The sequence below is a fragment of the Enterobacter sp. DC1 genome (assembly GCF_000568075.1).
GTDB classification, from domain to species: Bacteria; Pseudomonadota; Gammaproteobacteria; order Enterobacterales; family Enterobacteriaceae; genus Enterobacter; species Enterobacter asburiae.
The window spans coordinates 628,548-640,000 of record NZ_AZUA01000003.1; the positions used below are offsets into that span (position 1 = coordinate 628,548).

General features: G+C 54.0%; 10 protein-coding genes, 1 rRNA gene and 1 other annotated feature (1 of these 12 only partly in view). Of the genes, 7 read left to right on the forward strand and 4 right to left on the reverse strand.

The genetic code is table 11. The features are described 5' to 3' along the window. Nucleotides 1–68: 68 nt before the first annotated feature. The 3 genes from aroF to P346_RS08660 are packed head-to-tail and all read left to right on the forward strand — an operon-like array spanning nucleotide 69 to nucleotide 3,204. Nucleotides 69–1,139: a 3-deoxy-7-phosphoheptulonate synthase AroF gene (gene aroF / locus P346_RS08670; protein ID WP_023308871.1), complete on the forward strand. Its 1,071-nt coding sequence runs from the start codon at nucleotides 69–71 to the stop codon at nucleotides 1,137–1,139. A gap of 10 nt (nucleotides 1,140–1,149) precedes the next feature. Beyond that, nucleotides 1,150–2,271, forward strand: a complete 1,122-nt coding sequence (tyrA, locus tag P346_RS08665; RefSeq protein WP_032660472.1) for a bifunctional chorismate mutase/prephenate dehydrogenase — start codon at nucleotides 1,150–1,152, stop codon at nucleotides 2,269–2,271. A gap of 60 nt (nucleotides 2,272–2,331) precedes the next feature. Then, nucleotides 2,332–3,204, forward strand: a complete 873-nt coding sequence (locus P346_RS08660; RefSeq protein WP_032660475.1) for an SMP-30/gluconolactonase/LRE family protein — start codon at nucleotides 2,332–2,334, stop codon at nucleotides 3,202–3,204. Here the strand turns inward: P346_RS08660 and pheA are convergent. From pheA to bamD, 4 genes are all read right to left on the reverse strand, one after another. Beyond that, a complete protein-coding gene (gene pheA, locus P346_RS08655) occupies nucleotides 3,201–4,361 on the reverse strand; it encodes a bifunctional chorismate mutase/prephenate dehydratase (protein ID WP_029741028.1) in 1,161 nt (386 codons plus the stop codon). The genes P346_RS08660 and pheA overlap by 4 nt on opposite strands. Before the next feature lie 30 nt (nucleotides 4,362–4,391). Beyond that, nucleotides 4,392–4,517, reverse strand: a sequence feature (Phe leader region). Beyond that, the gene (pheL, locus tag P346_RS23280; protein WP_102000890.1) at nucleotides 4,469–4,516 is read right to left on the reverse strand and encodes a pheA operon leader peptide PheL; all 48 of its coding nucleotides are present in this window, start codon (nucleotides 4,514–4,516) and stop codon (nucleotides 4,469–4,471) included. (Overlaps the previous feature by 48 nt.) Nucleotides 4,518–4,627: 110 nt before the next feature. Beyond that, nucleotides 4,628–4,969, reverse strand: a complete 342-nt coding sequence (gene raiA, locus P346_RS08650) for a ribosome-associated translation inhibitor RaiA (protein WP_003863162.1) — start codon at nucleotides 4,967–4,969, stop codon at nucleotides 4,628–4,630. 267 nt (nucleotides 4,970–5,236) lie between these two features. After that, a complete protein-coding gene (gene bamD, locus P346_RS08645) occupies nucleotides 5,237–5,974 on the reverse strand; it encodes an outer membrane protein assembly factor BamD (protein ID WP_023308867.1) in 738 nt (245 codons plus the stop codon). Between the two features lie 131 nt (nucleotides 5,975–6,105). On the opposite strand from bamD, the gene rluD reads away from it, so the two are divergent. From rluD to P346_RS08625, 4 genes are all read left to right on the forward strand, one after another. Continuing rightward, the gene (gene rluD / locus P346_RS08640) at nucleotides 6,106–7,086 is read left to right on the forward strand and encodes a 23S rRNA pseudouridine(1911/1915/1917) synthase RluD (RefSeq protein WP_023308866.1); all 981 of its coding nucleotides are present in this window, start codon (nucleotides 6,106–6,108) and stop codon (nucleotides 7,084–7,086) included. Beyond that, a complete protein-coding gene (gene yfiH, locus P346_RS08635) occupies nucleotides 7,083–7,814 on the forward strand; it encodes a purine nucleoside phosphorylase YfiH (protein WP_032660478.1) in 732 nt (243 codons plus the stop codon). Before rluD ends, yfiH begins: the two co-directional genes overlap by 4 nt. A gap of 129 nt (nucleotides 7,815–7,943) precedes the next feature. Continuing rightward, nucleotides 7,944–10,517 carry an ATP-dependent chaperone ClpB gene (clpB, locus tag P346_RS08630; protein ID WP_023308864.1) on the forward strand — a complete coding sequence of 858 codons (2,574 nt, stop codon included), beginning with the start codon at nucleotides 7,944–7,946 and terminating at the stop codon, nucleotides 10,515–10,517. A gap of 537 nt (nucleotides 10,518–11,054) precedes the next feature. Continuing rightward, nucleotides 11,055–11,453: ribosomal RNA gene (locus P346_RS08625) — 16S ribosomal RNA — on the forward strand; it runs 1,141 nt beyond the window's last position.

An 11,453-nucleotide genomic window follows, 5' to 3' on the forward strand; every position in this document is an offset into this window, starting at 1 on the left:
TATGGTATCGTGGTTTCACCTCATTGAGGAAAACAACTATCGCAAACGAGCTTTACAGGATCGCCATCATGCAAAAAGACGCGCTGAACAACGTACACATCACTGACGAACAGGTTTTAATCACTCCAGATCAGCTGAAAGCGGAATTTCCGCTGAGCGTCGCGCAGGAGGCTCAGATCGAGCACTCTCGCCAGACCATTTCTGACATTATCGCCGGCCGCGATCCGCGCCTGCTGGTGGTATGTGGTCCTTGCTCCATTCACGATCCTGAAACCGCCATTGAGTACGCTCGTCGATTTAAAGCGTTAGCGGAGGAGGTCAGCGATAGCCTCTATCTGGTGATGCGCGTCTATTTTGAGAAGCCACGTACGACCGTCGGCTGGAAAGGGTTGATTAACGATCCGCACATGGATGGCTCGTTTGATGTGGAAGCAGGCCTGAAGATTGCGCGTCGCCTGCTGGTGGAGCTGGTCAGCATGGGGCTGCCGCTGGCAACCGAAGCGCTGGACCCGAACAGCCCGCAGTACCTGGGCGATCTGTTCAGCTGGTCGGCGATTGGTGCGCGTACCACGGAATCGCAAACCCACCGCGAGATGGCGTCTGGCCTGTCGATGCCGGTTGGCTTTAAAAACGGTACCGATGGCAGCCTGGCGACGGCGATCAACGCCATGCGCGCTGCCGCCATGCCGCACCGTTTCGTCGGTATTAACCAGGCGGGCCAGGTATGCCTCCTGCAAACGCAGGGTAACCCGGACGGCCATGTGATCCTGCGCGGCGGGAAGGCGCCAAACTACAGCCCGGCGGACGTGGCGCAGTGTGAAAAAGAGATGGAGCAGGCGGGACTGCGCCCGGCACTGATGGTAGATTGCAGTCATGGTAATTCAAATAAAGATTACCGTCGCCAGCCTGCGGTTGCGGAATCCGTGATCGCACAGATCAAAGATGGCAACCGTTCGATTATCGGTCTGATGATTGAGAGCAACATTCATGAAGGCAATCAGTCATCGGAACAACCGCGTAGCGCAATGAAGCACGGCGTCTCCGTGACGGATGCCTGCATCAGCTGGGAAACCACCGATGCGCTGCTGCGTGAGATCCACAAAGATTTGAACGGCCAGCTGGCGACGCGTCTGGCTTAAGAGGTTAGTTATGGTTGCTGAATTGACCGCACTGCGCGATCAAATTGATGAAGTGGATAAGGCGCTGCTGGAACTGCTGGCGCGACGCATGGCGCTGGTTGCCGAAGTCGGTGAGGTGAAGAGCAAATACGGCCTGCCGATTTACGTCCCGGAGCGCGAAGCCTCAATGCTGGCCTCCCGTCGTAAAGAGGCCCAGGCGCTGGGCGTTTCGCCGGATTTAATTGAAGATGTTCTGCGTCGCGTGATGCGGGAATCCTACTCCAGCGAAAACGACAAGGGCTTTAAAACCCTCTGTCCGTCCCTGCGTCCGGTGGTGATTGTCGGCGGTGCAGGGCAGATGGGGCGTCTGTTTGAAAAAATGCTGACGCTTTCTGGCTATCAGGTGCGCATTCTGGAAAAAGAGGACTGGGCGCATGCTCCGGAACTTATGAAAGATGCTGGGATGGTTATCGTCAGCGTGCCGATCCACGTGACGGAGCAGATCATCGAAAAGCTGCCTCCTTTACCGAAAGACTGCATCCTGGTGGATCTTGCCTCCGTCAAAAATGGTCCCCTGCAGGCCATGCTGGCTGCGCATACTGGCCCGGTGCTGGGTCTGCACCCGATGTTTGGCCCGGACAGCGGCAGCCTGGCAAAGCAGGTGGTGGTTTATTGCGACGGTCGTCAGCCGGAAGCCTATCAGTGGTTCCTGGAACAGATTCAGGTATGGGGGGCGCGACTGCACCGCATCAGCGCGGTTGAGCACGATCAGAACATGGCGTTCATTCAGGCGCTGCGCCACTTTGCGACGTTTGCCTACGGTCTGCATCTGGCGGAAGAGAACGTGCAGCTTGAACAGCTGCTGGCACTCTCTTCACCTATCTATCGTCTGGAGCTGGCGATGGTCGGGCGCCTGTTTGCTCAGGATCCGCAGCTTTACGCGGACATTATTATGTCCTCCGAGAACAACCTGGCGCTCATCAAGCGCTACTATCAGCGCTTTGGTGAAGCCATTACGCTGCTGGAGCACGGAGACAAGCAGGCGTTTATCGACAGCTTCCGCAAGGTCGAGCACTGGTTTGGCGATTACGCGCAGCGTTTCCAGAGTGAGAGCCGGACGCTGTTGCGCCAGGCAAATGACAGTCGCCAGTAATGCGATGATGTATATACTGAAAGCCAGCAATGCTGGCTTTTTTTATTTTGGGGAACTGTCATGGCCGAACCGCAGCTGCTGTTGAATTACACCGGGCATCTGCCTGAGTGCCCGACGTGGAGCGCAGAAGAGCACGCGCTCTACTGGGCCGATATTCTGGAAGGGGAGATCCACCGCTACCATCTGCCGACGGCAGAACACACCGTGCTCTCTTTCCATGAGGAGGTGGGCTGTTTTGCTCTGCGCGAGCAGGGTGGTTTTATCGTTGCGATGCGAACGGGTATCTGGCTGACCGATAAACACGGCCTGCTGCGCCGCAAGGTGTGTGATAACCCTTCTAACCCACAGCTGGCGCGTTTTAACGATGGCGGCACCGATCATCAGGGACGGTTCTATGCGGGCACCTTTTGGGGGCCGGGAGATTACAACGGCGCGTTGCTGATGCGAATCGACAACGACCTGATGCCGAAAGTGATCCAGTGCGATATTCACGGGCACAACGGCTTAGCGTTTAGCCCGGATAAGCAGTGGATGTTTACCTCAGACACGCCAAATGGCGTAATTTACCGCACGCCGCTTGACGAGCAGGGCGAACCCGGCAGGCGTGAGGTGTTTCGTCAGTTTAAAGAGGGCGAAGGGATACCTGACGGCGCGGCAATGGATGTGGAAGGCTGCTACTGGAGCGCGCTGTTTGACGGCTGGCGTATTGCGCGTTTTTCGCCACAAGGGGAGCAGCTGGAAGAATACCGCATGCCGGTACGTTGCCCGACGATGGTCTGCTTTGGCGGCGATGACATGAAAACGCTGTTTATTACCACCACGCGGGAAAATATGGACGCGGAGGAGGTGGCGAAGTATCCGCTCTCCGGTGCCATCTTCACCCTGCCCGTTAACGTGGCAGGGATGAAGAAAAGCCGCTTTATCGAACGTTAAGCCGGGTCAACCGGGACGACGTTTTCGCTCGGATAGCAGCCCAGCACCTTCATGGAGCGCGTGATCTCGCCCAGTTCGCGCAGGGCTTTCTGCATGGATGCAGATTCCAGGTTGGCCTGGATATCAAGATAAAACATCTCTTCCCACGGGTTACCGTGGATCGGACGTGATTCCAGCTTCGTCATGATCAGGTTGTGATTACGAAGTACCAGCAGGGCTTCAACCAGCGCACCGGCCTGCTGGCCGGTCGCCATCAGCAGCGTGGTTTTGGCCGGCACCTGGTCAGACACATTGATTGCCTTGCGTGCCAGCACCACGAAACGGGTGATGTTTTGCGTCTGGTTTGCCAGATTGCGTTCCAGTACCTGTAAACCATACAGCGCGCCGCCCGCTTCGCTGCCGAGCGCAGCGACGGTTGGAGAGTTAGCCTGCGCCACTTTTTCCATCGCCGCCGAGGTGCTTTCGGTGTACTCAATTTTCCAGTTTGGATAGCGGTTCAGGAACTGGCTGCACTGCTGGAACGGCTGTGGATGACTGTAGACCGTCTCAATTTTGCTTAAATCCGTTGAGCCCGAGACCAGCACGCAGTGATCGATAGGGATCGTCAGCTCGCCGACCAGCGACAGGCTGGTGTGCTGCAGCAAATCGTAAACGTCGTTGATGGCGCCGGAGCTGGTGTTTTCAATCGGTACGACGGCGTAATCCGCCTGGCCGGTCTCAACCTGATTAAATATGTCGGCAAACTTGGCACAGCCGCTCTCAATAAACTCTTCAAAATGGCGTGCGGCATACTGACGTGCGGCCAGGTGAGAGTAAGAGCCCTTCGGCCCGAGGAAGGCGATACGCGCAGAGTGCGGATTGGTTTTATTCAGATGCTGCTGGAGTAACGCTTGCTGGGTGAGGACGGAGTCTTCGATGATGAGCTGGAACAGCCGGGTGATGTAGTGGGCATCGAGGTGATGCGCTTTACCGAGCTGGATCAGACGTTCCAGCAGATCGCGCTCGCGGTCGATATCACGGACCGGACGATGGGAGTCCAGCTTGGCTTTGCCCACTTCGACGGCGAGCGCGCGGCGTTCGGCCAGCAGCGCCAGTAATTTCTCGTCCAGCGCGCTGATTTTTACGCGCAGATCCAGTAACGGGTTTTCCGGTGTCATAGTGTTGCCTGTCTCATTTTATCGTTATCAATAAAAAAGGCCTCCCGCTTTGGGAGGCCTTGTTGTTCGTCTTCGCATTCTTTATCACACGACGAAACGCCTCCCAGTCAGGGGAAGGTAAAAAAGAATGCGAAGAAGAACGGCGTAGGTTTCATAAAGTCATCCTGTGATTGATACCGTTAAAGTACCCGTACTGTTTTCACCCTGTCAATAAAAAACAAAAAACGCGCCCGAAGGCGCGTTGGCGGTACACTCAATTTAAAGGATTACTCTTCTTCAACTTCTTCCGCGAAGCTGGCGTCTTTCACCGATGTTGCGGCGCGACGGGCTTCACCTTTGTGTTGCACTTTATTGAGCTGCCGTTCCAGCTTGTTGATCAAATCGTTAATAGCGGTGTACATATCCTCGTGTTTTGCGCTGGCGACCAGATGGCCGTTTGGAGTATTGATAGTTGCGTCAGCGATGAAACCCTGCGGCTCCTTGGACAGGATGATATGTGGATTAATCAAATGAGTTTGCCATTTATCCAGTTTGGCGAGACGGTCTGCGACGTGCTGGCGGATTGCCGGAGTAATTTCCATTTGTTTACTGGTAATGTTCATTGTCATAAATTTTACCTCTTGTCTTTCCGTCTTGGTGATTCCAGCATACCCGACCTAATGTCAAAATGTGTGATTTAGATCACGTTATTTTGTCGGTTTTTGTCAGGGAATCTTTTTTGTGAGGCAGGGCAGGAAGAGGTGAGATTTACCTTGTCGAAGGCAAAAATTGGGGCCATAGTTGACTGGATGTGTTGAGGCTAACGCGCTTCAGCGACGCTCTAAAATGAATAAAAAACGGCAGCCTTAGGGCTGCCGTTTTGCATTGAGGCAAGATCAGGTGTTGCTGCTGTTCGCGGCGATGATTTTCGCCACTTTTTCAGCCTGAGCGGTCATCTGCATCTGACGGTAAGCGTTCTCCATCAGCTTCAGGCCGTCGCGCGTTGCCTGAGTATCCGGATAATCACGCAGCATACCTTCTACGCGGTTAACCACGGCAACCCATGCGCCACGACGGGTATAGTATTCCGCGACGGAGTATTCATATTTCGCCAGACGATCTTTCAGGAACACCAGACGCTTGGTGGCGTCAGTCACGTACTGACTGTTCGGATAGCCGCGCACCAGCTTGGAGAAGTCATTGAAGGCATCACGCGCATGCTGCGGGTCACGGTCGGAACGATCCACGCCGAAGAAGCCCTGCAGCGCACTGTCGTCCAGCGCCATGTTGGTGAGGCCGCGCATGTACATCACGTAGTCGATGTTAGGATGAGTCGGGTTCAGACGCATGAAACGATCGATAGTTGCCTGAGCCAGCGGCAGGTCGGCATTTTTATAGTATGCGTAGATGAGATCTAACTGTACCTGCTGCGAATATGGACCAAATGGATAGCGATTATCCAACGCTTCCAGTTGCGTTATCGCCTGTTTCCAGTTACCGTCCTGCAACTTTTGTTGTGCAGTCGCATAGATTTCATTCGGCGGATTGTCAGGGACCTGTTCATTTGAACCGGAGCAGCCCACCAAAGCCAGGCTCAACGTGGCCGCTGCCACCAGATATTTCATGCGCGTCATGACGTTTTGACTTTCCTCAAATGTTTGTCCGGGAGAAACTCTGTTCCTGCTCCCGATTAAGACCAGCTACAATAGCACACTATATTAAACGGCAAAGCCGTAAAACCCAACGTTAAACGAAGAAGCAGTTTATGGCACAACGAGTAGAACTCACCGCAACAGTCTCCGAAAATCAGCTCGGTCAACGCTTAGATCAGGCTTTGGCCGAATTGTTCCCTGATTATTCGCGTTCACGCATAAAAGAATGGATCCTTGACCAGCGCGTGCTGGTAAACGGCAAGATCTGGGACAAACCAAAAGAGAAAGTGTTAGGTGGGGAAGCTGTCGCCATCAATGCTGAAATCGAAGAGGAAATCCGCTTCGAGCCGCAGGATATCCCACTGGACATCGTCTATGAAGATGATGACATTCTGGTGATCAACAAGCCGCGCGACCTGGTTGTTCATCCGGGCGCGGGGAACCCTGACGGTACGGTACTTAACGCACTTCTCCATTATTATCCGCCGATCGCGGATGTCCCGCGCGCGGGCATCGTGCACCGTCTGGATAAAGACACCACCGGTTTGATGGTGGTGGCGAAGACCGTTCCTGCTCAGACCCGTCTGGTGGAGTCGCTGCAGCTGCGCGAAATCACCCGCGAGTATGAAGCGGTAGCCATTGGGCATATGACCTCTGGCGGAACGGTGGAAGAGCCAATCAGTCGTCACCCAACTAAACGTACCCATATGTCGGTGCATCCGATGGGTAAACCGGCGGTGACGCACTATCGCATTATGGAGCACTTCCGTATTCATACGCGCCTGCGTCTGCGTCTGGAAACCGGACGTACTCACCAGATCCGCGTGCATATGGCCCACATTACCCATCCGCTGGTCGGGGATCAGGTATACGGTGGTCGTCCGCGTCCACCTAAAGGCGCATCGGATGAGTTCATCAGCGTATTGCGTAAATTCGATCGTCAGGCGCTGCACGCGACCATGCTGCGTCTTTACCACCCTATCACCGGTATTCAGATGGAGTGGCATGCGCCTATCCCGCAGGATATGGTGGACCTTATTGACGCCATGCGTGCTGATTTCGAAGAACATAAGGATCAAGTGGACTGGTTATGACCAAACTGATTGTCCCGGAGTGGCCATTGCCTGCTGGCGTGGCCGCCTGTAGTTCAACCCGTATTGGCGGTGTTAGCCAGGGCGCGTGGGAGTCTTTGAACCTCGGTGCGCACTGTGGCGACAGCCTGGAACACGTTGAAGAGAACCGCAGACGTCTGTTTGCTGCGGGGAACTTGCCGTCAAAACCGGTCTGGCTGGAACAGGTTCATGGTAACGCGGTACTGAAGTTGACGGGGGAACCCTATGCTTCTAAACGCGCTGATGCCTCTTACAGTAATACTCCGGGAACCGTTTGTGCCGTGATGACCGCCGATTGTTTGCCGGTTCTGTTCTGTAACCGTGCAGGTACCGAGGTGGCTGCAGCACACGCGGGCTGGCGTGGTCTGTGTGAAGGCGTGCTCGAAGAAACTGTCGCCTGCTTTAGCGATGAGCCAGCCAATATTATGGCCTGGCTAGGTCCGGCCATTGGTCCTCGCGCTTTTGAAGTGGGGCCAGAGGTTCGTGAAGCCTTTATGGAAAAAGATCCGCAATCGGTTGAAGCCTTCCTGCCTTCGGGGGATAAATATCTGGCCGATATTTACCAGCTCGCCCGCCAGCGTCTGAATAACGTTGGCGTGACGCAGATCTTCGGCGGCGATCGCTGCACATTCACCGAAAAGGGTGATTTTTTCTCCTATCGTCGCGACAAGACCACGGGGCGTATGGCAAGTTTCATTTGGCTGATATAACCTAAAGAATCAAGACGATCCGGTACGTGCCGTTTTCTTTTCACATAATTCAGGTCATTAACCTTGAATAATTGAGGGATGACCTCATTTAATCTCCAGTAGCAAATTTGACCTGTTATGGGAGGAGTTATGCGTCTGGATCGTCTTACTAATAAATTCCAGCTTGCTCTCGCCGATGCCCAGTCCCTCGCACTGGGGCACGACAACCAGTTTATCGAACCTCTTCATTTAATGAGCGCCTTGCTGAATCAGGAAGGGGGATCGGTACGTCCTTTATTAACGTCCGCTGGCATTAATGCTGGCCAGTTACGCACCGCTATCGATCAGGCGCTGAGCCGTTTACCGCAGGTAGAAGGTACCGGCGGCGACGTTCAGCCGTCTCAGGATCTGGTGCGCGTGCTTAACCTTTGCGACAAGCTGGCGCAAAAACGTGGGGACAACTTTATTTCGTCAGAGCTGTTTGTTCTGGCGGCGCTTGAATCACGCGGTACCTTGACCGACCTGCTGAAATCTGCCGGTGCGACCACCGCCAATGTGACTCAGGCGATTGAGAAAATGCGCGGAGGTGAAAGCGTGAACGATCAGGGAGCCGAAGACCAACGTCAGGCTTTGAAGAAATTTACAGTCGATCTGACCGAGCGTGCTGAACAGGGCAAACTTGACCCGGTTATCGGCCGTGACGAAGAAATCCGCCGTACGATTCAGGTACTGCAACGTCGTACCAAGAACAACCCGGTGCTGATTGGTGAACCGGGTGTCGGTAAAACCGCCATCGTTGAAGGGCTGGCACAACGTATCGTCAACGGGGAAGTGCCGGAAGGCCTGAAAGGCCGCCGCGTACTGGCGCTGGATATGGGCGCGCTGGTGGCCGGTGCGAAGTATCGCGGTGAGTTCGAAGAGCGTCTGAAAGGCGTGCTTAACGACCTGGCGAAGCAGGAAGGCAACGTTATCCTGTTTATCGACGAACTGCACACCATGGTCGGTGCGGGTAAAGCGGACGGCGCGATGGATGCCGGGAACATGCTGAAACCTGCGCTGGCGCGCGGTGAACTTCACTGCGTCGGTGCCACCACGCTTGACGAGTATCGTCAGTACATTGAGAAAGATGCTGCGCTGGAACGTCGTTTCCAGAAAGTGTTTGTGGCTGAGCCAAGCGTTGAAGATACCATCGCGATCCTGCGTGGTCTGAAAGAGCGCTATGAATTGCACCACCACGTGCAGATCACTGACCCGGCTATCGTTGCGGCGGCGACGCTTTCACATCGTTATATCGCCGATCGCCAGCTGCCGGATAAAGCGATCGACCTGATTGATGAAGCGGCTTCGAGCATTCGTATGCAGATTGACTCGAAACCGGAAGAGCTGGATAGACTCGACCGACGCATCATTCAGCTCAAGCTGGAACAGCAGGCGCTGAAGAAAGAGTCTGATGAAGCCAGTAAGAAACGCCTGGATATGCTCAATGAAGAACTGGACGATAAAGAGCGCCAGTACTCTGAGCTGGAAGAAGAGTGGAAAGCTGAGAAAGCATCCCTTTCCGGCACTCAGACCATTAAAGCTGAACTCGAACAGGCAAAAATTGCCATTGAGCAGGCTCGCCGTGTCGGCGATCTGGCGCGGATGTCTGAACTGCAGTACGGCAAAATTCCTGAGCTGGAAAAACAGCTTGAGATAGCGACGCAGTCAGAAGGGAAAACGATGCGTCTGTTACGTAATAAAGTGACGGATGCAGAAATCGCGGAAGTGCTTGCTCGCTGGACCGGTATTCCGGTGGCGCGCATGCTGGAAGGCGAGCGTGAAAAACTGCTGCGCATGGAGCAAGATCTCCATAATCGGGTGATTGGCCAGAACGAAGCGGTTGAAGCGGTTTCGAACGCTATTCGTCGTAGCCGTGCAGGGCTGTCCGATCCAAACCGTCCGATTGGTTCGTTCCTGTTCCTGGGGCCGACGGGTGTCGGTAAAACCGAGCTGTGTAAAGCGCTGGCTAACTTTATGTTCGACAGCGACGATGCGATGGTGCGGATCGACATGTCCGAGTTTATGGAGAAACACTCCGTCTCACGTCTGGTCGGCGCGCCTCCGGGATACGTTGGTTATGAAGAAGGGGGGTATCTGACGGAAGCTGTTCGCCGTCGCCCTTATTCCGTCATCCTGCTGGATGAGGTGGAAAAAGCGCATCCTGATGTGTTCAACATCCTGCTTCAGGTGCTGGACGATGGCCGTCTGACCGATGGGCAGGGGAGAACGGTCGACTTCCGTAATACGGTTGTCATCATGACCTCGAACCTGGGTTCCGATTTGATTCAGGAACGTTTCGGTGAACTGGACTATAGCCATATGAAGGATCTGGTTCTCGGTGTCGTGAGCCATAACTTCCGTCCTGAGTTCATCAACCGTATTGATGAAGTGGTGGTATTCCATCCTCTGGGTGAGAAACACATTGCGTCGATTGCGCAGATCCAGCTGCAGCGTCTTTACAAACGTCTGGAAGAGCGTGGATATGAAATTCACATCTCCGACGAGGCGCTGAAGCTTTTGAGCGAAAATGGTTACGATCCGGTGTACGGTGCGCGTCCATTGAAACGTGCTATCCAGCAGCAGATCGAAAACCCGCTGGCGCAGCAGATTCTCTCCGGAGAGTTGATTCCAGGCAAAGTTATTCGTCTGGAAGCCAACGACGATCGCATTGTGGCAGTGCAGTAAGTCACAAAACGCAAAAACGAGCCGCTTGCGGCTCGTTTTTGTTTAAAAACCAGGCGAAAATTGAGGTCTGGAGCAAGATCTGCCTGGAAAGTGAGCGGTTAGTAAATAAATGTCACTTTATTCTTGCAGCTTCGTAATTACTCCCTATAATGCGCCTCCACTGACACGGAACAACGGCACACACGCCGCCGGGTCAGCAGAGAAAAGCGAAAATAAACACTTGACTCTGAAAGAGGAAAGCGTAATATACGCCACCTCGCAACGGTGAGCGAAAGCCGCGTTGCACTGCTCTTTAACAATTTATCAGACAATCTGTGTGGGCACTCAAAGTGACATGGATTCTTAACGTCCTCGGACGAAAAATGAATACCAAGTCTCTGAGTGAACATACGTAATTCATTACGAAGTTTAATTCACGAGCATCAAACTTAAATTGAAGAGTTTGATCATGGCTCAGATTGAACGCTGGCGGCAGGCCAAGTCTCTGAGTGAACATACGTAATTCATTACGAAGTTTAATTCACGAGCATCAAACTTAAATTGAAGAGTTTGATCATGGCTCAGATTGAACGCTGGCGGCAGGCCTAACACATGCAAGTCGAGCGGTAGCACAGGGAGCTTGCTCCTGGGTGACGAGCGGCGGACGGGTGAGTAATGTCTGGGAAACTGCCTGATGGAGGGGGATAACTACTGGAAACGGTAGCTAATACCGCATAACGTCGCAAGACCAAAGAGGGGGACCTTCGGGCCTCTTGCCATCAGATGTGCCCAGATGGGATTAGCTAGTAGGTGGGGTAACGGCTCACCTAGGCGACGATCCCTAGCTGGTCTGAGAGGATGACCAGCCACACTGGAACTGAGACACGGTCCAGACTCCTACGGGAGGCAGCAGTGGGGAATATTGCACAATGGGCGCAAGCCTGATGCAGCCATGCC

What these genes read in the sequence shown, in the direction of transcription:
- yfiH (WP_032660478.1), top strand. Translation starts at nt 7,083, where the DNA reads ATGACCAAACTGATTGTCCCGGAGTGGCCATTGCCTGCTGGCGTGGCC.
- aroF (WP_023308871.1), top strand. Translation starts at nt 69, where the DNA reads ATGCAAAAAGACGCGCTGAACAACGTACACATCACTGACGAACAGGTT.
- P346_RS08660 (WP_032660475.1), top strand. Translation starts at nt 2,332, where the DNA reads ATGGCCGAACCGCAGCTGCTGTTGAATTACACCGGGCATCTGCCTGAG.
- tyrA (WP_032660472.1), top strand. Translation starts at nt 1,150, where the DNA reads ATGGTTGCTGAATTGACCGCACTGCGCGATCAAATTGATGAAGTGGAT.
- bamD (WP_023308867.1), bottom strand. Translation starts at nt 5,974, where the DNA reads ATGACGCGCATGAAATATCTGGTGGCAGCGGCCACGTTGAGCCTGGCT.
- pheA (WP_029741028.1), bottom strand. Translation starts at nt 4,361, where the DNA reads ATGACACCGGAAAACCCGTTACTGGATCTGCGCGTAAAAATCAGCGCG.
- clpB (WP_023308864.1), top strand. Translation starts at nt 7,944, where the DNA reads ATGCGTCTGGATCGTCTTACTAATAAATTCCAGCTTGCTCTCGCCGAT.
- rluD (WP_023308866.1), top strand. Translation starts at nt 6,106, where the DNA reads ATGGCACAACGAGTAGAACTCACCGCAACAGTCTCCGAAAATCAGCTC.
- raiA (WP_003863162.1), bottom strand. Translation starts at nt 4,969, where the DNA reads ATGACAATGAACATTACCAGTAAACAAATGGAAATTACTCCGGCAATC.